This is a genomic window from Umezawaea sp., from assembly GCF_057122925.1.
Genome location: NZ_DBNGPQ010000153.1, coordinates 1 through 23,873, shown reverse-complemented (window position 1 = coordinate 23,873; position 23,873 = coordinate 1). Strand labels below are relative to the sequence as shown.

The following is a 23,873-nucleotide window of genomic DNA, read 5'->3' as shown; positions in this document are numbered from 1 at the left end:
GCACTGGCCACCGGGTCTTCCTGGACGCACCTCGGACGATCAGCCGAGGCGCTGCTTCAACGCCTCGAACTCGTCGCGCAGCGAGGTGGGCAGCTTGTCGCCGATCTTGGCGAACCACTCCTCGATGAGCGGGATCTCGGCCCTCCACTCCTCCACGTCGACGTTCAGCGAGGTCTCGACGTCCTCGGTCGGCGCGTCCAGCCCGGACAGGTCCAGCGCGTCGGCCGTCGGCACGTGGCCGATCGGCGTCTCCACGGCGGCGGCCTTGCCCTCGATGCGCTCGATCGCCCACTTCAGGACGCGGACGTTCTCGCCGAAACCGGGCCACAGGAAGCGCTTGTCCTCGCCGCGGCGGAACCAGTTGACGTAGAAGATCTTCGGCAGCTTCTCGGCGTCGGCGTTCTTGCCGACCTCGATCCAGTGCTTGAAGTAGTCGCCCGCGTTGTAGCCGATGAACGGCAGCATCGCCATCGGGTCGCGGCGCACGACGCCGACCTTGCCGGTGGCGGCGGCCGTCGTCTCGCTCGACAGCGTGGCGCCCATGAACACGCCGTGCTGCCAGTCGCGGGACTCCGTGACCAGCGGGATCGTGGTGGCGCGGCGGCCTCCGAAGAAGATCGCCGAGATCGGCACGCCCTTCGGGTCGTCCCACTCCGGCGCCTTGATGTCGCACTGCTCGATCGGCGTGCAGTAGCGGGAGTTCGGGTGCGAGGACAGCTCGCCGTTGCCCGGCGTCCAGTCCTCCTTCTTCCACGAGGTCAGGTGGGCCGGGGGCTCGCCCATGCCCTCCCACCACACGTCGCCGTCGTCGGTCAGCGCGACGTTGGTGAACAGCGAGTTGCCCTTCGCGATCGTCCGCATCGCGTTCGGGTTCGTGTGGTAGTCCGTGCCGGGCGCGACACCGAAGAAGCCGTTCTCCGGGTTCACGGCGTAGAGCTGCCCGTCGTCACCGAAGCGCATCCAGGCGATGTCGTCGCCCAGCGTCTCGACCTTCCAGCCGGGGATGCTCGGCTCCAGCATCGCCAGGTTCGTCTTGCCGCACGCCGACGGGAACGCCGCGGCGATGTAGTAGACCTTCTCCTCCGGCGAGGTGAGCTTGAGGATCAGCATGTGCTCGGCCAGCCAGCCCTCGTCGCGCGCCATCACCGAGGCGATGCGCAGCGAGTAGCACTTCTTGCCCAGCAGGGCGTTGCCGCCGTAGCCCGAGCCGAACGACCAGATCGTCCGCTCCTCGGGGAACTGGGTGATGTACTTCGTGTCGTTGCACGGCCACGGCACGTCCGCCTGGCCGTCCTCCAGCGGCGCGCCGATCGAGTGCAGCGCCTTCACGTACTCGGCGTCCTCGCCGAACTTCGCGAGCGCCCTGTCCCCCATGCGGGTCATGATGTGCATGGACACGACCACGTACTCGGAGTCGGTGATCTCGACGCCCAGCATGGGCTCGTCCGCGTCGAGCGGCCCCATGCAGAACGGGATCACGTACATCGTGCGGCCGCGCATGGAACCCCGGTAGAGGTCCGTCATGATGGCCTTCATCTCCGAGGGGTCCATCCAGTTGTTCGTGGGTCCGGCGTCGGCCTCGTCCACCGAGCAGATGAACGTGCGCTCCTCGACCCGCGCGACGTCGGTCGGGTCGGACGCGGCCCAGAACGAGTTCTGCTTCTTCTTCAGGGGCACGAACGTTCCGGCGTCGACGAGCTTCCCGGTGAGCCGTGTCCATTCCGCTTCGGTGCCGTCCGCCCACACCACTTCGTCGGGACAGGTCAGCTCGGCCACTTCGCGGACCCAGGACAACAGGCCCGCATGGTTGGTAGGTGCCTTGTCGAGACCGGGAATGGTCACTGCCGTCATCTCGTCTCGTCTCCTGACTGCGCCACAGCCCACATCGGACGTCGTCGCCCGGCGTGGGACGACAACGTCCTCGGAAATAGCTCCACAACGTCCGGGGGAACCCGGACGTTCTGTGAAGGGGATAGACCGAGGCTAGCGGGGTTAATCCCCGGTTACCGACGGCTGACCTGTCGGGTGCCTCACAAGACCGATTCTGGAATCGATTCAGCACCCGTTCAGCGCGCACGAAATTGTGACCTGGGCTTTATCCGGGGAAAAGCAAGTGCCCCGAGTGCGTCGAACAGCACACGGGGCACTTTTTCCAGCGTGAATGTGGGAGCGCTCTCAGTGGTCCGGACCAGTGAGTGTTCGAGTGCGATTCAGTGCGAACTGTGTGCTGTTTCCGGCACAAGTCCGTTTCGGGTCTAGTTCGGACTGATCCATTGCCCGGTGGTGGAATCGATTCGCACGACACCGGAAACCGATCCGAACGGCTCCTCGCGGTCGTCCGCCCACACGTCTTCCTCCGACAGCACACCGCTCTTGCTGTCCGGCACGTACTTGCCGTCGGAATCGATGTGGCCGCGCTCGACCTCGGTCCACGTGTCCTCGGCGGTGTGCTTGGTCATCACGACCTCGCCCTCCGTCGTGATCTCCGTGGCCAGGTCGGCCCTGCCGTCACCGTCGACGTCGGTGAACAGCCACGTGTCGCCCTGCTCGTCCTTCACCACGGCGGTGTCGGCACGGCCGTCACCGTCGGTGTCCTCGGTCGGGACCCCCACGTTCTGGTCGCCGCTGTCCGTGTCGACGATGATCGCCTGACCGGCGTTGGTGTTCGTCTGCTCGCGCGCGTCCGCGGGGTCGACCGAGATCCACTCGCCCGAGTGCCCGTCGAACCTGGCCTGCGCGACCAGGTTGCCGTCCCGGTCGAACGTGCTCATCAGGTCCGCGTCGCCGTCGCGGTCCGTGTCGGTGAAGGTCAGGTGCCCACCGTCGTCGGTCTCCACCACGGCGCTGTCCTCGACACCGTCGCGGTCCAGGTCGTAGGTCGTCTCGGCGGTGTACTCCTCGCCCTCGACGGTGACCTTGAGCTCGCCGTCGGCTCCGCCGTTCTCGTCGATGTACACCGGGCACCCCTCCTGAGCGTTTCGTACCGGTACGACCCACGTTAGGCCGATTCGGTTCCGAAGGTGAGACTGCACACCCGTTTCGTGCTCGTCCGAACGGACGGAACCGCTCAGGCGCGGTCCCGGACCGCGCGGATGCGCCCGAGGAGCTGGTCGACCTGGGCGCGGCCCGCGCGCACCTCGGCCTGGCGGCGCGTGGTGGTCTGGAGTTCGCGCCCGCGCTCGCCCGCCTCCATGCGGAGCGCCTTGTCGACGTCGCGGAGTTCGGCCTCGATGGCCTCGACCCGCCTGCCCAGCGCCTCGTCCAGCGCCAGGGACAGGTGCTGCTCCGCGGCGATGAGCTGCTCCGCGACGAGCTGGTCGACGGTCGAGCGGGCGTCGGCGATGGCGTCGGACAGCCACTGCTTGAGGTGCTGCTTGTCGGCCGAGTGCTTGCGGGTCCTGGCCATCCACCAGCCCGCGCCCAGACCGAGCACGAGGGTCACCGGCAGCACGATCGGGTTCAGCGCGGCCACGCCGAACCCCGCCAGCGGCAGCACGGCCAACCTCCCCGCGCCGAGTCCGCCGGACACGCCCATGAACACCAGCAGCTTGTCCTCGGCGGTCGGCGGGCGCTTGTCCGGGGGCCGCAGCACGACCGGCTGCGCCCCGCCCCTGGCGAACTGGGAGCGGATCACGGCCAGCTCGTCCGGTGAGAACAGCTCGGCCAGCGACGCGTCGGTCACCTGCGCCAGCCGGGTGGCGAGCAGTCCGCTGAGCCTGCCGGACACGACCTGGAGGGCGGCGTCCACCTGCTGCGGCAACGACACCAGCGCCTCGCGGTCGGCCGCGTCGATGGCCTGGCGGAACCAGGTCTGCACGTCCCGCACCTGGCGGTTCACCTCGTGGGAGCACTCGACGCGGGCCCGCTGGACCTCGCCGCGCAGCGTGAGCTGCCAGCCCCTGGTGGACGAGCGGCGCTGCGCGTTCAGCTCCTCGCGCCGCGCCCGCAGCGACTCGGCCTCCTCCTCGCCGACGCTCAGCGCGCGCTGCTCGCCCGCGAGGCGGACGTCGATCTCGGCCAGCACGGTGGCCAGCGCGCGCAGGGTGTTCGCCTCGGCGAGCATCGACGCGCGGCCGACGACCAGTTCCTGCAACGCCGACTGGAGGGCCGCGATGCCGGAGCGCTCGCGCAGCATGGCCGCGGCGTCCGGGTTCGGCGCCTTCGCGGCCATCTCGAACATCCGCGACGACACGGGGTGGAACACGGCGTCGGCGAACCTCGGCGCGTGCCGGGACAGCAGCGCCTTGTTCGCGGCCAGCAGCTCCCGCCAGCCGCGGAACTGGTCCGTCTTGGTGAGGGCGAACACGACGGTCTCGACGCGGTCACCGACCTCGTGCAGGAAGTCCAGCTCCCCCTTGGTGAACGGGGCTGACGAGTCCACCACGAACAGCAGCGCGGTGGCGGAGGCCGCGGCCTCCAGCGCGAGCTCGCCGTGCGCCGAGTCGAGCCCGCCGACACCGGGGGTGTCCACGACGGACATCCGCTCCAGCAGCGGCACGGGCACGTCGACCTCGACGTGGCGCGGCGGGAGCTGGCCGTCGGGCAGCTCGTGGGCCGCGGACACCCAGTTGACCAGCTCGGAGCGGTCGAACGGGACGGGCTCCAGCACGCCGGGGTAGCAGGCGCGGGCCGCCCACCGCTCGCCGTGCCGGAACACCAGGTAGGTGCTGGTCGCGACCTCGGCGTCCACCGGTGACAGGCCCGGCGTGGCCAGCAGGGCGTTGACCAGCGAACTCTTGCCGCGGTTCGTCTCGCCGACGACGACAACGCTCGGCGTGCGGTCGCGGGAGCCGCGGACCTCGTCGACCCAGTCGGCCGCCTTCGGGTCGACCTCGCGGACCAGCGCGGTCAGCTTCTCCCTGACCTGCTTGACGGTCTGCGGCAGGGTCACCGGGTCAGGCCCTCGCCGTGTACACGGTCACGACGGGCGGGCGCAGCGGCCGTTCGCGGTCGGTGAAGCCCACGACCTCGGTCTCCGCGACCACGCCGTCCAGGGTCGGGTCGTCGGTGGGCACGGTGCCGCCCGCCTCGTGCCGCGACGGGTCGAACCGGTCGCCGTCGGGCCGCACGGCGCGGACCCCGATGTCCGCGAGACCCTCCTCGATCCGCTCGACGACCCCGGCGCTGCGGGCCCGGTCGAGCGCGTACAGGCAGAGCTGGACCAGCGCCCGCCGCTCGGCCAGCGCCTGGTCGAGCAGTTCGTCGCCGATCGTCTCCATCATGGGTGCCGCCACACCCGTTTGCGACGCGGTCGCCACCGCGTCGGTTCCGTCCCCGCTCATCGCTGCCCCCCGCCGCGAAGCTGCTGCCAGATCAAGAAGTACGCGCGGTGCACCACGTGCGCCACCCTGCTCTGCGCCGGGGTCGCGCCGAACGACGCGAACGACCGCCACCAGCCCGCGCGGGCCAGCGCGTACGCGAGCAGTTCCGGCAGCGGTCTGCCGCGCAGGCCGAGCTGGTCGGGGATGTGCGGGCTGCCACCGACCCGCAGCACCTCCTCCACCAGCTCGGCGGGCATCGCGACCGCACCGGACGTCACCAGCGTCAACGCCTCCAGCAGGCGCAACTGGTGCGCCTCGGGCTTGGCGAGCAGCACCTCGATGGCGTTGTGCACGCGCTGCCGCTCGCCCGCGTCGCCGGAGGCCTGGGCGAGCGCCGTCACGGACGCGAGCGCGGCGGCGGCCTTGATGCCGTCGGCGCGGGCGCGGAACACCGCGTTCAGCTTGGCGCGGACCCCGTCGAGCCCGGAGGAGTCGAGCAGCTTGCGCCGCAGCGCCCCCGCGGTGACCGCCGGTTCGGCGGCGAGCGCCGCCAGCGCGCACCGCACGCCGTACAGGTCGAGCTTCTCCACGAGCCGCACCCGCACCCCGGCGGGCACGTCGCACTCCCAGCCGGTGAACAGGTCGGCCGACATCAGCATCATGTCGAGGGTGTCGGCGTCGAGCGCGGCGATCCGGCGCAGCGCCTCGGCGTCCGCGGCGGTGAACCCGCCCGTCTCGGCGGACTCGGCGACCAGGCCGATCACCGGCAGCACGTCGGCGACCCTCGGCTTGAGGATGCGCGCCTGCTTCTCCGCGAGCAGCAGCGCGGCCTTCCAGACGTCGCCGTCGGAGCCGTCGACCGACTCGGGCGCGATCGTGTCGGCCTTGTTCAGCACGGCGATGGCGTTCACCGGCCCGGCCTCGCGGCTCGCGGTGGCCGCGGTGAACGCGGCGAGGGCCTGGTGGTCGTCGGCCCGCACGCCCTGGGTCACCACGTAGAGCACGGCCTCGGCGCCCGCGACCGCGTTGCGCGAGACCGGGTCCAGGTCACCGGCCGCGCCCAGCAGCTCCTCGGTCCTCGCGACCGACGCGGCGTCCAGCGAGCCGAGGCCGGGGGTGTCGATCACCGTCAGGTCCCGCAGCACGGCGTTGGTCAGGTACGCCTCGACGTGCGACACCTCGGCCACGTCGACGCCGAGCGACGCGGGGATCATCCCCTCCGCGTCGAACGGCAGCACCTGCTTGCGGCCGTCGGTGAAGATCACCTCGATCCGGTCGACCGTGCCGTACTGGAACCGGGTCACCAGCCGGGTGCACTCGCCGACCGCCGTCGGGGCGACGCGGCGGCCGATCAGCGCGTTGACCAGCGTCGACTTGCCGGACTTGATGCGGCCGGCGATGGCGACCTGCAACGGGGCCGACAGCCTGCGCAGCACCTCGCGGAAGCCCGCGGCGGTCTCCGGCGACACCTGCGGCTGGAGCGCGACGCACAGGTTCGCGACCGCCGCCGAGAGCGGTCCGGCCAACTGTCGCCCCGTAGCCGTGGTCACGGCCAGATCGTGCCACGACCGGGTGGATCGTGGTGGTCGTTCGGTTTCGGCCCTCGTCGGGTGGGTACACGAAGATCGATGACGTTCGCGGAGGGAGCCAGTCCGATGGACCAGAGCTACGCCGTCTTCCTGCTTCTCGGGGTCGTGCTCGTCGTCGTCGACGGGCAGTTGATCTACCGCAGCGGCCGGGGCTACCTGAGCAAGGCCTACGGGAACGAGGAGTCGGCGCGGTCGATGAACCGGCTCGTGGCCGTGCTCTTCCACCTGGTCGTGCTCGGGCTGCTCATGCTGATCTCCACGATCGACGTGAGCACCGGCGACCCCGTCCAGGACGTCGTGTTCCGCCTGGGCATCGTGCTGCTGCTCCTCGCGCTGGCGCACGGCGCGACGATGGCGATCCTGGGCCGCATCCGCGACAAGCAGCTCCAGCAGGCGCTGGTCGACGAGATGGCCGAGGAGCACCGGCAGTTCGAGGAGAAGCACCGGGGCATCCCGCAGAGCCGCGTCGAGTCCGCGCCGGTCGTGGAGCAGCGCGCGACCGGGACCAGGAGCACCGAGAAGCCCTACTCGTCCAGGTAGGCCGCTTCGCCAGGGTAGGCGGCCCGCACGGCCGCGACCGCCGCCTCCACGTCTACGCCCAGCGCCCTGGCCGTCCCGGCGAACTCCGCCGCGGCGGCCTGGAGCGCGTTCGGGGCGGCGGCGGGCACGGACGCCACGACCGTGCCCTGCCTGCGGCCGGTGCTCAGCACCCCGCCCGCCTCCAGTTCGCGGTAGGCCCGCGCCACCGTGCCCGGTGCGATCCCGAGGTCGCCCGCGAGCTGCCGGATGGTCGGCAGCCGCGCCCCGGTCGGCAGCCAGCCGTGCACGATCAGCCGGGTGATCTGGTCGCGGACCTGGCGCCACGGCGGCACGCCGCTGTCGACGTCGACCACGATCCTCGGCGGTGCGCTCATCTCCCGGCGGCCGCTTCGGCCCGCGGCGGGCTGACCAGGTTCCACCCGAGTCCGATCAGCACCAGGCACAGCGCAGGCACCGCGTACCCGCTCGGGTCGGCCGCCACGGCGAGCACGCCCGCCACCGCCGTCCCCAGACCGAGGGCCACCCGCGCGCTGCGCAGCCGGAACGCCTCGTCCACGGCCTCGTCACCGCTGGTCGGGCGCTTCACGGCCAGCAGGATCGCACCGGTCGACGTGAGCACGCAGAACGCCAGGAACACGAGTGCGGGCACCGCGACCGGGCGGGCCAGGACCAGCAGCACCACCACGACGTCCACCCCGAGGAAGAACGCGACCAGCCCCCACGCGGGCACCAGGTCGCGGACCCGCCGGGGAACCAGCACGGCCACCCGGCGGACGCCCCTGCTCGGGCGCACGGCGGCGATCAGCTCGGCCAGCAGCATGCCCGCGAGCACCGTGGTCAGCACCTGCACGGTGAAGTAGCCGTCGTCGGAGGGGAGGAGCTTCGACGTGCCGTAGCCGATGGCCAGGAACAGCCACGGGTACAGCAGCCTCCGCCGCTTCAGGTACACCTTCGACTCGGCGACCTGCGCGGGTGTCGGGTCGACCACGTTCCACTTCCGCAGCACCTTGGCGGCGGTCTTGTCGGTCGGCCAGAGCGCGATCAGGAGCATCACCCCGACGAACGCCAAGGCCCCCAGTTCGATCCCGGTGTCGCGCACGTCGTCCTCCTGGTCGCGGCCGGTCAGCTCGTTTGTACCAAGCACTCGATACAAGAATCGCACGGGCGTCAACCTGGAGGCGTACGCACGTTCAGCCCGTGGCGCGACGCGGGAGGTTCGCCCAGTACCTAATCTTGCGACGTGCAGCGGTTGAGCCTGTGGATGCGAGCGCACCCGGTGTTCGGGGACTCCCTGATCGCCGGGCTGCTGTTCCTGTCCGACCTGACCGCGTTCGTCGGCTCCGACAAGGTGTCGCCCGGCGCGATCCTCCTGGTCGGGTTGCTGCTCACCGTGCCGGTGGCGTTCCGCCGCAGGTACCCGCTCGGCAGCAGCTACGTGATCCTGCTCGGCGGGTTCCTCCAGCTGATGACGCACGGCGGGCTGGAGAACGGCATGCCGGTGCGGGCCGCCGACTTCGCACTGGCCGTCGCGCTGTACACGGTCGTGGCGTACGTCGGGAAGCAGCAGGCGCTGCTCTACTCGATGGCCCTGTTCGTCGGGACGCTGGTCTGGGCGGTGTGGCGGCTCTCCGACCCCTCGGCGGCGGTGATCCTGACCTTCCTGGTCGCGGTGCTCTTCGGCTTCAGCTGGGCGCTCGGGTCGTTCGTCGGAGCGCGGCGGGCCTACCACTCGGAGCTGGAGCAGCGCCTGAAGCTGCTGGAGACCGAGCGCGACCAGCAGGCGCGGCTCGCGGTCGGCGAGGAGCGGTCGCGGATCGCCCGCGAGCTGCACGACGTGGTGGCGCACGCGGTGAGCGTGATGATCGTGCAGGCCGACGGCGCGGGGTACGCGATCCGGACGAAGCCGGAGCTGGCGGAGGCCGCGGTCAAGACGATCTCCGACACCGGCAGGCAGGCGCTGACCGAGCTGCGGCGGCTGCTGGGCGTGCTGCGCAGCGAGGACCAGTCCGGCACGCAGTGGGCGCCCCAGCCGGACGCGCGCGAGCTGGACGACCTGGCCGAGAACTGCCGGGCCGCCGGGCTGCCCGTGCGGCTGGAGGTCACCGGCGACGTGGAGCGGCTGCCCGCCGGCGTCGGGCTCAGCGTCTACCGGATCGTCCAGGAAGCCCTGACCAACACTCTCAAGCACGCGGGCACCGGCGCGAACGCCGTGGTCAAGGTGCTGCGGACCGACGAGAAGGTCGTGATCGAGGTGACCGACGACGGCTTCGGCACGCCCCACGACCTGGTGGCCGTGTCCGGCGGCAACGGGCTGATCGGCATGCGCGAACGGGCCGGTGTCCTGGGCGGCACCCTCGAAGCGGGCCCCAATCCGGGCGGTGGCTGGCGGGTTCGCGCCGTCATGCCGCTCGCGGCGACCTAGGGTGATCGCGTGATCCGAGTGCTGCTCGTCGACGACCAAGAGCTCATGCGCATGGGCTTCCGCATGGTGCTCGGCGCCCAACCAGACATCGACGTCGTCGGGGAGGCCGCCGACGGCCTCGACGCCGTGCAGCTCGCCGACCAGCTCCGGCCCGACGTCGTGCTGATGGACGTCCGGATGCCCGTGATGGACGGTGTCGAGGCGACCAAGCGGATCGCCGAGGCTGGCACGTCCAAGATCCTCGTGATGACCACGTTCGACATGGACGAGTACGCGCTGTCCGCGCTGCGCAACGGGGCCAGCGGGTTCCTGCTGAAGGACACCCCGCCCGGTGACCTGGTGTCCGCGCTGCGGGCCGTGGCCAGCGGCGACGCCGTGGTCTCGCCGAGCGTGACGAAGCGGCTGCTGAGCCGGTTCCTCGGCGAGGGCGGCGGCGAGCTGCGGGACGCGGCCGTGCTGGACGTGCTCACCGAGCGGGAGCGCGAGGTGCTGGTGCTCATCGCCAAGGGGCTGTCCAACACGGAGATCGCGCGGAAGCTGTTCCTGTCCGAGGCGACCGTGAAGACCCACGTGGGTCGGATCCTGGCGAAGCTGGAGATCAGGGACCGGGTGCAGGCCGTCGTGCTGGCCTACGAGACGGGCCTGGTCCGTCCGGGTGACGTCTGAGCCCTTCCCGCGGGCCGGTGGCGTTACGCGTCACGTCACCGGCCCGGCGGGCGGCCGGGCCTAGCCGACCTTCTCGATGCGGGCGTTGCGGATCAGGAACTTGCCGGGCTCGCGGACCTGCTCGAATGCCGCGTTGTTCAGCAGCGCGCAGCTGCCCGAGACACCGGTGACGCTGACCGTCGTGGACTTGCCGTTGTCCAGGTTCGTGACCTTGAGCTGGGTGCCCACGGGGAACTGGTTGCTGCTGGCGCCGGGAGCGCCGCCCTCACCGGAGAGGGTCACCGTCGAGCCGTCGCAGACGACCTGGCCGGTCGCGGGCTGCGCGGCCGGGGGCTGCGCGGCGGGCTGGGTCGCGGCGGGCTGTTCCGCGGCGGGCTGGCCCGCGCCCGCGCCGCTGACGACCTCGACCTTGTTGTTGCGGATCACGTTCTTGCCCGCTTCGCGGACCTGCTCCATCGCCGCGGTGTTGAGCAGCGCGCAGCTGGCCGACGTGCCGATGACGGGCACCGTGGTGGACTTGCCGTTGTCCAGGTTCGTGATCTTCAACTGCGTGCCGACGGCGAACTTGTTGCTCGTCACGCCGGGCGCGGCGGTGTCGGAGAAGAAGGTCAGGTTGCCGGGGCACGCGGAGGCGCCGCCCCCGGCCGCGGGCTGGCCGGCGGGGGGCTGGGCCGCGGCGGGACCGCCGCTGACGACCTCGACCGAGTTGTTGCGGATCACGTTCTTGCCCGCTTCGCGGACCTGGTCCATCGCGGCCTGGTTCAGCAGGGCGCAACTGCCCGACACACCGGTGACCGGCACGGTGGTGGACTTGCCGTTGTCCAGGTTCGTGATCTTGAGCTGGGTGCCCACCGGGAACTGGTTGCTCGTGACACCGGGAGCACCGCCTTCGGCGGAGAACGTGAGGTTCTGGCCCTGGCAGGCGGCTTGACCGGCAGCACCGCCACCCATGGCGAACGCCGATCCGGCACCCGCGCCAACCACTACGAGGAGACCGGCAGCGATCGTCCAGCGCCGCTTTCGCGCTACCTCGGGCATCCGTCGGCTCATGCCGTCACTTCCTTTCGTCGCGTAGTCAGGCCTACGGACGACCGAGGTGGCTGGTTCAGACCAGTACCGGAAACCTGTGGAGGTCGCCTATCGGTACTTCGACGCATCCACGCTGGTGGGAGCGGTCCCAGTCGACACCACGTCGAGATTCCACCGGCCCCAGTCGGGCGTGCTGCCGTCCAGGTCGGTGACGCCGTAGGTGTTCATCAGCGACCACGACGAGAGGGCCTGACCCGCGAACCGGGCCCGGTCGGGGTCGGCGGCCAGCGCGGCCACCCCGCGACCGAGGTAGTGCGGCGTCTCCGACACCGCGTAGTGCGGCTCCTTGGCGATCGCGTCCCGCCAGGTCTCCTCGGTGACGCCGAACGTCTCCAGCATCTGCTCGGAGCGCAGGAACCCCGGCGTCACCGCGACCGCCGTGCCGCCGTGCGGTTCGAGGTCCTTCGCGAGCCCGTGCGCGAGCCGCCGGAGTCCCGCCTTCACCGAGTCGTACGCGAGCATCCCGGAGTACGGGGAGTCGGCGTCGCCGTCGGTCACCTCGACCACCAGCCCGCCGGGCCGCCGGACCACCAGCGGCAGGAGCTTGTGCAGCGCGATGAAGTGCGACTCCATGCTGTTGCGCCACATGTCCAGCTGCCGGTCGAGGTCGGTCTCCCAGAACGGCTTGAACTCGACGGCCAGTTCACCGCCCCACACGTCGTCCACCAGCACGTCGAGCTGTCCATCCACTTCGGACTCGATGCGGTCGCGGAACGCGTCCACGTCGGCCGGGACCGTGAAGTCGCACCGCACCGCGATGCCCCGACCACCGGCGGCCGTCACGAGTTCCGCCGTCTCGTCGATCGTCTCGGCGCGCCCGATCGGCGACCGGCTCTCCCGCGTCGTGCGGCCGCCGACGAACACCGTCGCGCCCGCCGCCCCCAGCTCCACCGCGATCGCCCGACCCGCGCCCCTCGTCGCGCCGGTCACCGCGGCCACCTTGCCCTGCAACGGTTTCCCCATCACGTCCTCCTCCACGCCCTCAGCACCGCGTCCACGTCCTCGGCGGTCCGCTCCGCGAGCGCGCCCCGCGGCCGGACCGACCAGTCCATCGAGATCCCGTTGATCAGCCCTGCCAGCACCCGCGCCGCGAGCGCGGGGTCGGGTGCGCCGGGCAGGTCGGCGAGCCGGACGAGCTCGCGCAGCTCGTCCTCCACGGCCCGGAAGTGCTCGACCAGCAGCGCGCGCAGGTGCGGGTCGATGAGGTCCACCCCGAGCTGGGCGAGGTGGTTCGCCGCCACGTCGGCGTCCGCGATCTCGCCGAACAGGGTGATCAGCGCGGCGCGCAGCCCGTCGACCGGATCGGCCTCGGCCGCCGCCACGGCCCGCATCCGCGCCACGGCGGCGCGGGTCGACAGCCTGCTGACCTCCTGGAGCAGGCCGCTCTTGGAGCCGAAGCGCTGGGCGACCGTGCCGACGGAGACACCGGCCTCCGCGGCCACCTCCGCCATCGTGAACTCGGGACCGCGGCGGCCGATCAGGACCATCGCGGCGGACACGAGCCGTTCGTCGGTGATCGTCTTCGGTCGCGCCACCCCATTAGTGAACCATGATTCATTAATTCGTGCCACCGACTAGTCTTGACGCAGTGACCACACCCGATTGGCGTCCCCGGCTCATCGCACTCGACATCGACGGCACGATCGCCCGGATGGGTGAGAACGAAATAGCCCCCGCCGTGCGCTCGGCCATCGCCAGGGCGGTGGGGCACGGCGCGCACGTGGTGCTGTCCACCGGCCGCTCCCTCACCGGTACCAGGGCGGTCGTCGAGAGCCTCGGGCTGGAGGGCACGACCGTGCTGTGCTCCAACGGCGCGGTCTGGTGGGACACGACGACGAAGACCGTGGTCAAGCACTCCACGTTCGACACCGGAGCGGTGATGGACCGCCTGGTCGGCCTGCTGCCCGGCGCGGTCTACGGCGCCGAGCTGACCGGGGTCGGCAACCTCGTGTACGGCCGGTTCCCGGACGGCGACCTGTGGGGCGACCTGCGCGACGTCGACCTGGAGGAGTTCGTGGCCGAGCCGACGCCGCGGCTGGTCTGCCGCTGGCTCGACCACTCCCCGGAGGAGATGGCCTTCGCGCTGGTGGACGTCGAGCTGCCCGGCGCGCACTGGACCATCGACCACACGCTGGCGTGGCTGACGGCGGGCCCGGCGGGCGTGACGAAGGGGGCCGAACTGGAGGCCCTGCGCGTCCGGCTCGGCGTGTCGGCGGAGGACACCCTGGCGATCGGCGACGGCAGCAACGACGTCGAGATGCTGCGCTGGGCCGCCCTCGGCGTCGCGATGGGGCAGGCGCCCGCGGTCGTCCAGCAGTCCGCGGACGCCGTCACCGGAACGATCTTCGACGACGGCGCCGCGGACGTGCTGGACCGCTTCTTCCCCGGCTGACGGGCGTCCGCCCTCAGCCCGCCACGTCGAGCTTCGCGACCACCTCGACGTCGCGCAGCCGGACGACGACCTCCTCCGGCACGCCGTTGCGCTCGGCGAACTCGTCCGCGCGGGCCGCGCCCATGTAGCGGGCGCCGATCCGGCCCGTCCAGTACTTGACCTGCTCCCGGTCGTCGTCGATCTCCGCGCGGCCGGTGACCGTGACGAACGAGTGCGGCGGGTTCTCGTCGTCGAAGCAGATCGCGACCCGGCCGTCGCGGGCGATGGACCTGCCCTTGATCGAGCCGGTGTTGGTGGTGAAGACCAGCGTGCCGCCGTCGAGGTCGACCCAGATCGGGGAGACGTGCGGCGAGCCGTCCTTGCGGACCACCGCGAGCTTGCCGGTCTTCGCGGGCGTCGCCGAGATGAACTCGCGCCACCAGCCTTCAGGTGCGTCCGTGTAACCCATGACCGCACACCGTAGAGGCCCGCTTCCCTGAGAAAAATCAGGAAAGACCTAGGGGGCGACTCAGGGTCACCACGGATTACTACGACCGAGGTATCGGAGACAGTAAGACTGAAGTCGCACACAGGAATCAACTACCGACCGATGTGGTCGGCCCCCGCGGCGCGGCACGATGTGGATCGTCAACACGGATCGTCAACCGGGGAACGCAAGTGGACGGCACGGGCCGCCAGGGGGAGAAACCATGATCGAGGCGATCGGCCTCACCAAGCGGTACGGGACGACGGTGGCGGTGGACGACCTGTCCTTCACCATCCAGCCCGGCAGGGTGACCGGGTTCCTCGGGCCCAACGGCGCGGGCAAGTCCACCACCATGCGGATGATCCTCGGCCTCGACCGGCCGACCAGCGGCAAGGCGCTGATCGACGGCAAGCCGTACGCGCAGCTCGACCGTCCCCTGCGGACCGTCGGCGCGCTGCTGGACGCCAAGTGGGTGCACCCGAACCGGTCGGCGAGGGCCCACCTGCACTGGATGGCCAAGTCCAACGGGCTGCCGGACCGCCGCGTGGACGAGGTCCTCGACATGGTGGGTCTGACCGCCGTCGCCAAGCGGCGCGCGGGCGGGTTCTCGCTGGGCATGTCCCAGCGGCTGGGCATCGCGGGGGCGCTGCTCGGGGACCCGAAGGTGCTGCTGTTCGACGAGCCGGTCAACGGCCTCGACCCGGAGGGCATCCTCTGGATCAGGCAGTTCATGCAGAACCTGGCGGCGCAGGGGCGCACGGTGCTCGTGTCCAGCCACCTGCTGTCGGAGATGGCCGTCACCGCGCAGGACCTGGTGGTGATCGGCAAGGGCAAGATCATCTCGCAGAGCAGCACGACGGAGTTCATCGAGAGGGCGACCGAGAACAGCGTCCTGGTGCGCAGCCCGCAACTGGGCAAGCTGGGTCCGCTGCTGGTCGACAAGGGGTACACCGTCCGCAACGACGACGACGGCGCGCTCACGGTCGTGGGGGCGACCAGTGACCAGATCGGTGACATCGCGGGGGCCAACGGCGTGGTGCTGCACGAGTTGAGCCCGCAGCGCGGTTCGCTCGAACAGGCCTTCATGCAGTTGACCGGCGACTCCGTCGAGTACCACGCCGAGATCGGGAAGTGAACTGATGACTCTGCTCGCCGTCGAACGGATCAAGCTCTTCAGCACCCGCTCGCCGTGGTGGTGCATGGCGCTCGCCGTGGTGCTCACCGTCGGCATGGCCGCGCTGATCGCGGCCAACACGAACGACGAGTTCCCGCTGAGCGTGGGGCTCTCCCAGTCGTTCTCCAACTTCGGGATGATCGTGATCATGGTGATGGCCGCGCTGGCCGTCACCACCGAGTACCGCTTCGGCACGATCCGCGCCACGTTCCTCGCGGTGCCGGGCCGCATCCAGGCCCTGCTCGCCAAGACCGTCGTCGTCGCCGTGCTCGCGGGCGTCGTCGGCGAGGTCGTCGCCTTCGGCTCGTGGGGGATCAGCAAGCTGATCAAGCCGAACGCCGACCTGGCCATCAACTCCTCGGTGGAGTGGCGCAACGTCGCGGGCACCGGCCTGGTCTTCGCGCTCTCCGCGGTCCTGGCCATCGCGGTCGGCACGCTCGTCCGCCAGACGGCGGGGGCCGTCGCGATCCTGCTGGTCTACGCGCTGCTGGTGGAGAGCCTGATCGGGCTCATCCCGAAGATCGGCGTGAAGATCCAGGAGTGGATGCCCTTCATGCACGCCAACAACTTCCTGACCGCGGACGGCGCCGCGCTCCCCGAGGGAGCAGGCCCGCCGCGACTCGACTTCCCCTTCGGACCGTGGGGCTCGTTGGCCTACTTCGCGGCCATCAGCGTCGGTCTGCTCGTCGTGGCACTCGCTGTCGCCAAGAAGCGGGACGCGTAGGGGGAACGGGGGACGGATCCGACCGCCGCGGACGTTTGAGGGGACGTCCGCTGGTCGGACACGGGGGAGAGGGAGCCCGGGCCACCTTCGGGGTGTGGTCCGGGCTCCTTCGTCTTCTCCACTCGCGAAGATCAGCGGAGTGCGCGACGGTTACGGCCACGAACGCCGAGATCGGGGGATGGACCAGGTGACGCTCCTCGCCGTCGAACGGATCAAGCTCTTCAGCACGCGCTCACCCTGGTGGTGCACGGCGCTGGCGATGGTGATCACCATCGGCATGGCCGCCGTGATCGCGGCCAACACCGACGAGCGGTTCCCGCTGTCGGTGCCGGTGTCGCAGGGGTTCACGAACTTCGGCATGGTCGTGCTCATGGTGATGGCCGCGCTCGCCGTCACCACCGAGTACCGGTTCGGCACGATCCGCTCGACCTTCCTCGCCGCGCCGAGCAGGGTGCGGCCGCTGCTCGCCAAGACCGCCGTGGTGGCGCTGCTCTCCGGCGCCGTCGGCGAGGTGATCGCCTTCGGGTCGTGGGGCATCGGCACGCTGATCAGGCCCGAAGCCGACATGGCCATCAACTCCGCCGCCGAGTGGCGCAACGTCGCGGGCACCGGCCTGGTGTTCGCGCTCGCCGCCGTGCTCGCCGTCGCCGTGGGCCTCCTGGTCCGCCAGACCGCGGCCGCCGTGGCGGTCCTGCTGGTCTACACGCTGCTGCTGGAGAACCTGGTCGGGATCATCCCGACGGTCGGGCCGAAGGTCCAGCGCTGGCTGATCGGCCGGAACTCCGACCACTTCCTCACCGCGGGCAACCAGTCGTTCATCACCGAGGGCACGGGTTCGGACCAGCCCTTCGGCCCGTGGGGCTCGCTGGCCTACTACGCCGCCGTCTGCGTCGGCCTCCTGGTGGTCGCGCTCGTGGTGGTCAAGCGGCGGGACGCGTAGAACTCGTTCAACGCACAACTGACGTGATCGGAGAGTGGTCATGATCGAAGCGGCGGGACTCACGAAGCACTACGGCCCCACGGTGGCGGTCGACGACCTGTCCTTCACGGTCGAGGCGGGCCGGGTGACCGGGTTCCTCGGGCCGAACGGCGCGGGCAAGTCGACGACCATGCGGATGATCCTGGGGCTGGACACGCCCAACAAGGGGCGGGCGCTCATCAACGGCAAGCGGTACGCGGAGCTGAAGCGTCCCCTCGGGACGGTCGGCGCGCTGCTGGACGCGAAGTGGGTGCACCCCAACAGGTCCGCCCGGTCGCACCTGCGGTGGCTGGCGAAGTCGAACCACATCTCCGTCGGGCGCGTCGACGAGGTGCTGGAGATGGTCGGGCTGACCGCCGTCGCGAAGCGGAACGCGGGCGGCTTCTCGCTGGGCATGTCCCAGCGGCTCGGGCTCGCGGGCGCGCTGCTCGGCGACCCGGAGGTGCTGCTGTTCGACGAGCCGGTCAACGGGCTGGACCCCGAGGGCATCGTGTGGATCCGGCAGTTCATGCACCGGCTGGCCGCCGACGGCCGGACGGTGCTGGTGTCGAGCCACCTGCTGTCCGAGATGGCGCAGACGGCGCAGGAGCTGATCGTGATCGGCAAGGGCAAGCTGATCGCCCAGACGAGCACCGAGCAGTTCATCAAGGACGCCACCGAGGACAACGTCCGGGTGCGCTCCCCGCACGCGGCGAAGCTCCAGGAGCTGCTGGCCGGGTCGGCGACCGTCACCAGCGACGCGATCGACGGCGCGCTCGTGGTGCACGGCATGGACCCGGCGAGCATCGGTGAGCTGGCCGCCGCCAACGGGGTCGTGCTGCACGAGCTGAGCCCGCAGCGCGGCTCGCTGGAGGAGGCGTTCATGCAGTTGACCAAGGAGTCGGTGGAGTACCACGGGGCCTAGTACTTCGGCCGCCAGAACTCGTCGTCCGGTGGCGGGGGCTCCCACCCCGCCACGACCTCGATGCGCGGGCCCCGGCGCGCGCGGGCCCGGCGCAGCAGCACCAGCCCGCCGACCACCGCGAGCAGCAGCACCCCGGCGCCGAGCGCGAGCAGGGTGCCGGTGTCCACCGGGTCGGCGGCGGCCGGGACACCCGGCACGACGACCCCACCGGGCAGCAGGGGGTTGCGGTCGACCCGCGGCACGGTCGCCGTCAACGCCGCCACCGGGTTGACCAGACCGAACCCGGTCGCCTCGTCGCGGCCGGGCCCGGCGATGTCGGTCGCGCTCGCGACCAGCCGGTTCACCACGTCCGCCGCGCTCATGTCCGGGTACTTCGCCCGCACCAGCGCGGCGACGCCGGAGACCAGGGCCGCCGCCGCGCTCGTACCGCTCACCTGCGAGTACCCGCTCTCCGAGACGGACAGGGGCGACGCGGTGACGATGTCCTGCGCGGGTGCGGCGAGCACGGTGAGGGCCCCGGTGTTGGACGACGGCCACGGCGCGCCGCCCTCGACCGTGCCGGACACCGCGAGGACGCCGAGGACGTTCGCGGGCGCGCCGATGTGCCGGGCGCCGTCGTTGCCGGTGGCCGCGACGACCACCACGTCGTTGGCGAACGCGTACTCGACCGCGCCCTTCAGGTCCGGTGTGGACTCGACCGGCGTGCCGAGCGACAGGTTGACCACCCGAGCCCCGTTGTCGACGGCCCACCGGACGCTCTCCGTGACGGAGTCGCTGGGGAAGTCCTCGCCGTCCGTGCCCGCCGCGACCGGCAGGATCTTCGCGCCCGGCGCGATCCCGAGGGCGCCGCCGTCGCCCCGGCCCGCGATGAGCGTCGCCATGGAGGTGCCGTGGCCGTCGGTGTCGCGCACGCCGTCGGTGCCCGCGGCCGACCCGAAGCCGCGGCCCGGCAGCAACCGGCCCGAGAGGTCGGCGACGGTCTCGTCCACCCCGCTGTCCACGACGGCCACGACCACGCCGTCGCCCCGGCTGATCTCGTGCGCCGCGTACGCGTCCAGCGCTCCGAGGTGCCACTGCTCGTCCTCGATCGACGCACCGTGGACCGGTGGCGTGACGAACAGCAGGGCGAGCACCGCGAGAACCAGAACCCTCACGGACATCCGAGCCCCCAAATCAGCATCCGCACACTTCAAACCTGGATGTGGTGCCTTTCACAGCATGGTGCGGATCACAAATATTCCATGTCCACCATGTTTCCAAAACCTCATTCCGGGCACCTGGCACCAGGCACCCGTTAACACCACGTGAACTCCGGCACAGCGCCATGACAAGCGGCTCAGGACAGGCTCAGATGGAAAGCAACGAATCGCGTGCGGCCCTGGTACATCGCGGTGCCCTCCAGGTGTGGCCGTGCCCGCGATCGGTTATCCCCCCGTCAAGGAACTCCGCGGAGGTGAACCCGTGACGGTGCTCGATCCCAACCCGACTGCCGGATACCCGGCGACCGACTTTGCCCGCCCGCGCGCACACGGCGTGCGGGTCGAACCGATGGTCGGCCTCGAATGGTCCCACGCCATCGAAGCCATGAACACCGTCACCCTGGCCCAGAGCCCCGCCGAGAGCAGGCGGGCCTGGATCCACCGCGCCGACGAGGAGCAGGTGCTCGCGCTGTTCCGCTCGGTGCACACCGTCACGCAGAACCCGCCGTCGCCGTGGTGGCTGCGCGCGCTGCACCGCGGCAAGCTGCCGTCCCGTGCCGCGGGCTTCGCCGTCGAGGACGAGGTGACCGCGCTGCTGTCGGCCCGTCCGGGATGGGTGTACGTGCCGTGGGCGTCCGAGGGCGAGGTCGGCTACTGGGAGTTCGTGCCGTCGGAGAGCGGCGTGTACGGCCCGTCCGAGCCGACGACCGTGCAGTTCACGGACCTGCACCCCGGCTGGGTCGACCTGCTGCCCGTGCACCGCGGACCGGGGCTCCAGCAGCCCATCCCGTTCACCACCGCCGATCTGCGGGAGCAGATCGAGGACCTGGAGAACATCGCCTGACGTGCGGTTCGGCGTGGTTTGTAGGCTGTGCGGTCGTGACCCCCAGCCAGCAGACCCCGCCGAACCACCGTTCCATCGTCAGCTTCGTCCAGCGCGGTGAGCGGATGACGGTCGGCCAGCAGCGCGCGTGGGACACCCACTGGGAGCGCCTCGGCCGGGACGTCAAGGAACTGCCCGAGGGGCCCGTGGACTTCTCCGGCTGGTTCGGCCGCGAGGCCCCCGTGCTGCTGGAGATCGGTTCCGGCATGGGCGAGACCACCTCCCAGCTCGTCGCCGACGCCCCGGACGTCAACTACGTGGCCGTCGAGGTCTACAAGCCCGGCCTGGCGATGCTGATCCTGCGCGCGGAGCTGCTCGGCGTCGACAACCTGCGCCTGCTGCGCGGTGACGCGGTCGACCTGATCACCGAGCACGTCCCCGAGGCCTCGCTGTCCGGGGTGCGGATCTTCTTCCCGGACCCGTGGCCGAAGAAGAAGCACCACAAGCGCCGCCTCGTGCAGCCCGACTTCGTCTCCCTGCTCGCCTCGCGGCTGGTGCCCGGCGGGATGCTGCACCTCGCGACCGACTGGGAGAACTACGCCGATCAGATGATGGCCGTCTGCTCGGCCGAGCCGAAGCTCGACAACCCGCACGCGGCCGAGCCCGGCGGATGGGCTCCGAGGCCCGAATGGCGGCCGGTCACCAAGTTCGAGCAGCGCGCCGTCGAAGAGGGCCGGATCAGCCACGATCTGATGTTCCTGCGGAACACGCTCACCTGACCGTGTACTCAAGCCGCGACCCTCAGTGGTCGATGTACCACCACTGAGGGTTTCTAGATCGCTAGATGGGGTGGTCACTGTTGATCACCCGGAGTGCCCCGTCTGGCAGTGACGAGTTAATGCTCAGCGCAACTACGGTTACCGACCGTGACCGCAGTCCACAACGGAGCACGCACGCTCCCCGAGGCAGCAGACCTCGATGCCGCGGAGGGCTTCCTCCGCATGTTCCACGTCGCACACCCCGAGGCGGGCGCCGTCAGCGCCCGGCTCGCGGACGTGCGGGCGGAAGTGGCGACGACCGGCACCTACCGGCACACCGCACAGGAGTTGTCCTACGGCGCCCGCATCGCGATGCGCGACAGCGGCTGGTGCACCAGCGGGCTGCCGTGGCGCAGGCTGAAGGTGCGCGACCTGCGCGGCTTCCGCAACGCGGCGGCGGTGGCGGGCGAGTGCGTCGAGCACCTGCGGCTCGCCACCAACGGCGGTGAGATCAAGCCGCTGATCACCGTGTTCGCCCCGGACTCGCCGTCGGGCCCCGGCCCGTGCATCTGGAACGAGCAGCTCATCCGGTACGCCGGGTACTCCGACGGGCTCGGAGACCCGCGCTACGCCGCGTTCACCGACGCCGTGCTGGGCATGGGCTGGCGGGCACCCGCCGACCGCGGCCGGTTCGACGTGCTCCCGCTCGTCGTGGAGACCGCCCACGAGGGCCCTCGACTGTTCACCCTGCCGCCCGAGGTGGTGCACGAGGTGCCCGTCGAGCACCCCGACCTGCCGTGGTTCGCGCAGCTCGGCCTGCGCTGGCACGCGGTGCCGGTGATCGGCAACATGCGCCTGTCCATCGGCGGCATCACCTACCCCGCCGCGCCGTTCAACTCGTGGTTCGTCGGCTCCGAGATCGGCACCCGCAGCCTCGCCGACGAGCACGGCTACGCCGCCGCGAAACCCGTCGCGCAAGCCCTTGGCCTGGACACCAGCTCCGAGCGCACGCTGTGGCGCGACCGGGCCGTCGTCGAGCTGAACCGCGCGGTGCTGCACTCGTTCGACCGCGCCGAGGTCACCATCACCGACCACCACGCCGAATCGCTGCACCGGCTGTCGTGGTTGCGCGGCAGGCAGCGGCACACCGGCAACCGCCCGACCTTCCGCCTCGACCCCGGTGCGGCGCGGCGCGCGCGCACCGGTGGCCCGGCTCGTTTTTCCGGAACGGCCGCGGAAACCACCCAACCGCAATCCCCAGGGCGATTGGCGGAACTGCTCAAGCACCACCAGGATCGTTCGAGCGGCCTGCACGCCGACGAATCCACCTAATTACACACCGGTAATTCCCGGCGATTTCCTCAGCGCTGCGAGTCGACCATCACGCCTGATAGGGCCATCAGAACGAGCACCAGCAGACCGAGCACCGCACCGAACCAAGTAGCGACAACCGTGAACATGACGTCCTCCGTTTCCCCGAACTCCGCCTCTCCAGAGTCGCTGTTCACGACGTCATCCGACATCGGCCACCGGGGTATTTTCCGGTGACCGGGGGTCAGCCTTACGGCTGATGTGGGACCCGACCGGAGTCGGACGCGGTATCAGCCCGCAGGACCTAGGTTGTCCACGTGGAGAGCACCAACCTGAGCTGGCGGACCATGGTCAGACGTCAGTGGCCCCTGGCTTGTGCCCTGCTCATCCTGCTGGCCCTGGACGCGGCGAGCACGTTCGACCTCGGCTCGCGGTCCTGGCAGCTGCCCGGCGTGGTCGTGCTGTGCGTGATCGCGGTGCTGACGCCGCGCCGTCCGTTCGACGCCGCGCTCACCGCGGCCGCGACCCTGGTGATCGGCTCCGCGGTGCTCAGGCTGAGCGGCCTGGGGGTGTCCCCGCCGATCGTCGGCAAGCTCCTGATCACCGAGACCGCCGCGCTGATGGCGCTGATCGCGATCCTGGTCCGCGAGGCCCCGAGGTGGCGGGCGGCGCTGGGCGTGGTGGTCCTGGTCGCCACGATCGCCGCGACCACGTGGATCAGGCCCGACTACCAGATCGACTGGGGCGAGGGCCCCAAGACGTACGGGCCCGAGCTGTGGCCCAACGTCATCGGCGGCACCGTGTTCCTGATCATCTCGGTCGGCACCGGCCTGTACTTCCGGTCGCGCGACCGGGAGCGCAGGCAGTCGGTCGAGGCGGAGGTGCTGGCGGCGCAGCACGCCGAGCGGATGGCGCTGGCCCGCGAGCTGCACGACGTGGTCGCGCACTACGTGACGAGCATCGTCGTGCACTCGCAGGCCGCCGAGGCGGTGCTGGAGCTGAACCCGGACGCGGCCCGCGAGGTCCTGCCGGTGATCACCAACAGCGGCACGGAGGCGCTTGCCGCCATGCGCAAGCTCGTCGGCACGCTGCGCGGCTCGGAGCCCGCGGGCTCGGGGTCGGTCGGCTCGACCAGCAACCTCGCCGCCGACGTCCGGGCCGTGACCGAGGAGTCCGGCCTCCCGGTCCACCTGGAGTTCGACCGGGCCGAGCAGGTCCCGCCCGAGTTCGAGCGCTCGGTGCTGCGCCTGGTCCAGGAGTCGCTGACCAACTCCCGCAAGCACGCCACCGACGTGACCAGGGTCGAGGTGTCGGTGTCCACCAGGGAGAGCGCGGTCCACGTCCGCGTCGCCGACAACGGGCGCGGCACGAGGCAGGCGCCGGTCGGCGGGTCCGGCGGCTACGGGCTCGTCGGCATGCGCGAACGCGTCGAACTGCTGGGTGGGACGTTCACCGCGGGCACCCGCTCGGGCGACGGCTGGGAGGTGCGGGCCCAGATCCCCATCACGGCCTGAACCGCCCGCGGGCGGAGGTTCGAGGGGCCCGACGCGTTCCTCCGCGCCGGGCCCCTCGTGGG

General features: G+C 70.8%; 24 protein-coding genes and 1 pseudogene. 12 read left to right on the top strand and 13 right to left on the bottom strand.

The annotated features are described in order from the left end of the window. Nucleotides 1–39: 39 nt before the first annotated feature. The 5 genes from AC156L_RS34315 to AC156L_RS34295 form a co-directional block, all read right to left on the bottom strand. Nucleotides 40–1,851, bottom strand: a complete 1,812-nt coding sequence (locus AC156L_RS34315) for a phosphoenolpyruvate carboxykinase (GTP) (RefSeq protein ID WP_330882090.1) — start codon at nucleotides 1,849–1,851, stop codon at nucleotides 40–42. Nucleotides 1,852–2,255: 404 nt separating this feature from the next. Beyond that, the gene (locus AC156L_RS34310; RefSeq protein WP_330882091.1) at nucleotides 2,256–2,957 is read right to left on the bottom strand and encodes a DUF6802 family protein; all 702 of its coding nucleotides are present in this window, start codon (nucleotides 2,955–2,957) and stop codon (nucleotides 2,256–2,258) included. A gap of 110 nt (nucleotides 2,958–3,067) precedes the next feature. Continuing rightward, entirely contained in the window at nucleotides 3,068–4,891 is a 1,824-nt protein-coding gene (locus AC156L_RS34305; protein WP_330882092.1) for a dynamin family protein, read from the bottom strand. 4 nt (nucleotides 4,892–4,895) lie between these two features. Continuing rightward, a complete protein-coding gene (gene grpE, locus AC156L_RS34300) occupies nucleotides 4,896–5,222 on the bottom strand; it encodes a nucleotide exchange factor GrpE (RefSeq protein ID WP_330882134.1) in 327 nt (108 codons plus the stop codon). A 56-nt stretch (nucleotides 5,223–5,278) separates the two neighbouring features. Continuing rightward, complete coding sequence (locus AC156L_RS34295) at nucleotides 5,279–6,811, bottom strand: dynamin family protein (RefSeq protein WP_414720108.1); 1,533 nt, start codon at nucleotides 6,809–6,811, stop codon at nucleotides 5,279–5,281. A 105-nt stretch (nucleotides 6,812–6,916) separates the two neighbouring features. On the opposite strand from AC156L_RS34295, the gene AC156L_RS34290 reads away from it, so the two are divergent. Further along, nucleotides 6,917–7,390 (top strand): hypothetical protein, encoded by a 474-nt coding sequence (locus tag AC156L_RS34290; protein ID WP_330882142.1) that lies wholly within the window; start codon nucleotides 6,917–6,919, stop codon nucleotides 7,388–7,390. On the opposite strand, the gene AC156L_RS34285 is transcribed toward AC156L_RS34290, so the two are convergent. Then, nucleotides 7,375–7,764, bottom strand: a complete 390-nt coding sequence (locus tag AC156L_RS34285) for a GntR family transcriptional regulator (protein WP_330882094.1) — start codon at nucleotides 7,762–7,764, stop codon at nucleotides 7,375–7,377. The two genes, AC156L_RS34290 and AC156L_RS34285, sit on opposite strands and share 16 nt — an antisense overlap. Next, nucleotides 7,761–8,534, bottom strand: coding sequence for a hypothetical protein (locus AC156L_RS34280; protein ID WP_330882096.1), 774 nt, complete (start codon nucleotides 8,532–8,534; stop codon nucleotides 7,761–7,763). The genes AC156L_RS34285 and AC156L_RS34280 overlap by 4 nt, the downstream gene beginning before the upstream one ends. Before the next feature lie 117 nt (nucleotides 8,535–8,651). Here AC156L_RS34280 and AC156L_RS34275 point away from each other — a divergent pair, with 117 nt between their 5' ends. After that, entirely contained in the window at nucleotides 8,652–9,812 is a 1,161-nt protein-coding gene (locus AC156L_RS34275) for a sensor histidine kinase (protein ID WP_330882138.1), read from the top strand. Nucleotides 9,813–9,821: 9 nt separating this feature from the next. Next, complete coding sequence (locus tag AC156L_RS34270; protein ID WP_330882098.1) at nucleotides 9,822–10,478, top strand: response regulator transcription factor; 657 nt, start codon at nucleotides 9,822–9,824, stop codon at nucleotides 10,476–10,478. A gap of 60 nt (nucleotides 10,479–10,538) precedes the next feature. Here AC156L_RS34270 and AC156L_RS34265 read toward each other — a convergent pair. The 3 genes and pseudogenes from AC156L_RS34265 to AC156L_RS34255 all read right to left on the bottom strand — a co-directional run. Further along, nucleotides 10,539–10,814: pseudogene (locus AC156L_RS34265) on the bottom strand (RlpA-like double-psi beta-barrel domain-containing protein); the annotation flags it as partial. Nucleotides 10,815–11,615: 801 nt separating this feature from the next. Further along, on the bottom strand, nucleotides 11,616–12,530 hold the full coding sequence (locus AC156L_RS34260) for an SDR family oxidoreductase (RefSeq protein WP_330882102.1): 915 nt from the start codon (nucleotides 12,528–12,530) through the stop codon (nucleotides 11,616–11,618). Continuing rightward, nucleotides 12,530–13,102 carry a TetR/AcrR family transcriptional regulator gene (locus tag AC156L_RS34255; protein ID WP_330882104.1) on the bottom strand — a complete coding sequence of 191 codons (573 nt, stop codon included), beginning with the start codon at nucleotides 13,100–13,102 and terminating at the stop codon, nucleotides 12,530–12,532. The genes AC156L_RS34260 and AC156L_RS34255 overlap by 1 nt, the downstream gene beginning before the upstream one ends. Before the next feature lie 53 nt (nucleotides 13,103–13,155). On the opposite strand from AC156L_RS34255, the gene AC156L_RS34250 reads away from it, so the two are divergent. After that, on the top strand, nucleotides 13,156–13,959 hold the full coding sequence (locus tag AC156L_RS34250) for an HAD family hydrolase (RefSeq protein ID WP_330882106.1): 804 nt from the start codon (nucleotides 13,156–13,158) through the stop codon (nucleotides 13,957–13,959). Nucleotides 13,960–13,972: 13 nt separating this feature from the next. Here the strand turns inward: AC156L_RS34250 and AC156L_RS34245 are convergent, their stop codons facing one another. Beyond that, nucleotides 13,973–14,407 carry a PPOX class F420-dependent oxidoreductase gene (locus AC156L_RS34245; RefSeq protein ID WP_330882108.1) on the bottom strand — a complete coding sequence of 145 codons (435 nt, stop codon included), beginning with the start codon at nucleotides 14,405–14,407 and terminating at the stop codon, nucleotides 13,973–13,975. 241 nt (nucleotides 14,408–14,648) lie between these two features. Between AC156L_RS34245 and AC156L_RS34240 the strand changes: the two genes are divergently transcribed. The 4 genes from AC156L_RS34240 to AC156L_RS34225 all read left to right on the top strand — a co-directional run bounded on the left by AC156L_RS34240 (nucleotide 14,649) and on the right by AC156L_RS34225 (nucleotide 18,206). After that, nucleotides 14,649–15,560 (top strand): ABC transporter ATP-binding protein, encoded by a 912-nt coding sequence (locus AC156L_RS34240; protein ID WP_330882110.1) that lies wholly within the window; start codon nucleotides 14,649–14,651, stop codon nucleotides 15,558–15,560. Nucleotides 15,561–15,564: 4 nt separating this feature from the next. Next, nucleotides 15,565–16,323 (top strand): hypothetical protein, encoded by a 759-nt coding sequence (locus AC156L_RS34235; RefSeq protein ID WP_330882113.1) that lies wholly within the window; start codon nucleotides 15,565–15,567, stop codon nucleotides 16,321–16,323. 178 nt (nucleotides 16,324–16,501) lie between these two features. After that, on the top strand, nucleotides 16,502–17,263 hold the full coding sequence (locus AC156L_RS34230; protein ID WP_330882115.1) for an ABC transporter permease: 762 nt from the start codon (nucleotides 16,502–16,504) through the stop codon (nucleotides 17,261–17,263). A gap of 40 nt (nucleotides 17,264–17,303) precedes the next feature. Further along, nucleotides 17,304–18,206 (top strand): ABC transporter ATP-binding protein, encoded by a 903-nt coding sequence (locus tag AC156L_RS34225; protein ID WP_330882117.1) that lies wholly within the window; start codon nucleotides 17,304–17,306, stop codon nucleotides 18,204–18,206. Here AC156L_RS34225 and AC156L_RS34220 read toward each other — a convergent pair. After that, the gene (locus AC156L_RS34220) at nucleotides 18,203–19,366 is read right to left on the bottom strand and encodes a S8 family serine peptidase (RefSeq protein WP_330882120.1); all 1,164 of its coding nucleotides are present in this window, start codon (nucleotides 19,364–19,366) and stop codon (nucleotides 18,203–18,205) included. The genes AC156L_RS34225 and AC156L_RS34220 overlap by 4 nt on opposite strands. 424 nt (nucleotides 19,367–19,790) lie before the next feature. Here AC156L_RS34220 and AC156L_RS34215 point away from each other — a divergent pair, with 424 nt between their 5' ends. From AC156L_RS34215 to AC156L_RS34205, 3 genes are all read left to right on the top strand, one after another. Next, nucleotides 19,791–20,249: a hypothetical protein gene (locus tag AC156L_RS34215; protein ID WP_330882122.1), complete on the top strand. Its 459-nt coding sequence runs from the start codon at nucleotides 19,791–19,793 to the stop codon at nucleotides 20,247–20,249. 104 nt (nucleotides 20,250–20,353) lie between these two features. Further along, entirely contained in the window at nucleotides 20,354–21,007 is a 654-nt protein-coding gene (trmB, locus tag AC156L_RS34210) for a tRNA (guanosine(46)-N7)-methyltransferase TrmB (protein WP_330882140.1), read from the top strand. Nucleotides 21,008–21,154: 147 nt separating this feature from the next. Further along, nucleotides 21,155–22,318, top strand: coding sequence for a nitric oxide synthase oxygenase (locus AC156L_RS34205; RefSeq protein WP_330882124.1), 1,164 nt, complete (start codon nucleotides 21,155–21,157; stop codon nucleotides 22,316–22,318). 29 nt (nucleotides 22,319–22,347) lie between these two features. On the opposite strand, the gene AC156L_RS34200 is transcribed toward AC156L_RS34205, so the two are convergent. After that, complete coding sequence (locus AC156L_RS34200; protein ID WP_330882126.1) at nucleotides 22,348–22,509, bottom strand: hypothetical protein; 162 nt, start codon at nucleotides 22,507–22,509, stop codon at nucleotides 22,348–22,350. A 105-nt stretch (nucleotides 22,510–22,614) separates the two neighbouring features. Here AC156L_RS34200 and AC156L_RS34195 point away from each other — a divergent pair, with 105 nt between their 5' ends. Further along, a complete protein-coding gene (locus AC156L_RS34195; RefSeq protein ID WP_330882128.1) occupies nucleotides 22,615–23,811 on the top strand; it encodes a sensor histidine kinase in 1,197 nt (398 codons plus the stop codon). Nucleotides 23,812–23,873: the final 62 nt, after the last annotated feature.

Coding starts and splice junctions, on each gene's coding strand:
- trmB (WP_330882140.1), top strand. CDS start 20,354: ATGACGGTCGGCCAGCAGCGCGCGTGGGACACCCACTGGGAGCGCCTC.
- AC156L_RS34225 (WP_330882117.1), top strand. CDS start 17,304: ATGATCGAAGCGGCGGGACTCACGAAGCACTACGGCCCCACGGTGGCG.
- AC156L_RS34275 (WP_330882138.1), top strand. CDS start 8,652: ATGCGAGCGCACCCGGTGTTCGGGGACTCCCTGATCGCCGGGCTGCTG.
- AC156L_RS34220 (WP_330882120.1), bottom strand. CDS start 19,366: ATGTCCGTGAGGGTTCTGGTTCTCGCGGTGCTCGCCCTGCTGTTCGTC.
- AC156L_RS34230 (WP_330882115.1), top strand. CDS start 16,502: ATGGACCAGGTGACGCTCCTCGCCGTCGAACGGATCAAGCTCTTCAGC.
- AC156L_RS34240 (WP_330882110.1), top strand. CDS start 14,649: ATGATCGAGGCGATCGGCCTCACCAAGCGGTACGGGACGACGGTGGCG.
- AC156L_RS34315 (WP_330882090.1), bottom strand. CDS start 1,851: ATGACGGCAGTGACCATTCCCGGTCTCGACAAGGCACCTACCAACCAT.
- grpE (WP_330882134.1), bottom strand. CDS start 5,222: ATGATGGAGACGATCGGCGACGAACTGCTCGACCAGGCGCTGGCCGAG.
- AC156L_RS34290 (WP_330882142.1), top strand. CDS start 6,917: ATGGACCAGAGCTACGCCGTCTTCCTGCTTCTCGGGGTCGTGCTCGTC.
- AC156L_RS34245 (WP_330882108.1), bottom strand. CDS start 14,407: ATGGGTTACACGGACGCACCTGAAGGCTGGTGGCGCGAGTTCATCTCG.
- AC156L_RS34235 (WP_330882113.1), top strand. CDS start 15,565: ATGACTCTGCTCGCCGTCGAACGGATCAAGCTCTTCAGCACCCGCTCG.
- AC156L_RS34215 (WP_330882122.1), top strand. CDS start 19,791: ATGAACACCGTCACCCTGGCCCAGAGCCCCGCCGAGAGCAGGCGGGCC.
- AC156L_RS34200 (WP_330882126.1), bottom strand. CDS start 22,509: ATGTCGGATGACGTCGTGAACAGCGACTCTGGAGAGGCGGAGTTCGGG.
- AC156L_RS34260 (WP_330882102.1), bottom strand. CDS start 12,530: ATGGGGAAACCGTTGCAGGGCAAGGTGGCCGCGGTGACCGGCGCGACG.
- AC156L_RS34285 (WP_330882094.1), bottom strand. CDS start 7,764: ATGAGCGCACCGCCGAGGATCGTGGTCGACGTCGACAGCGGCGTGCCG.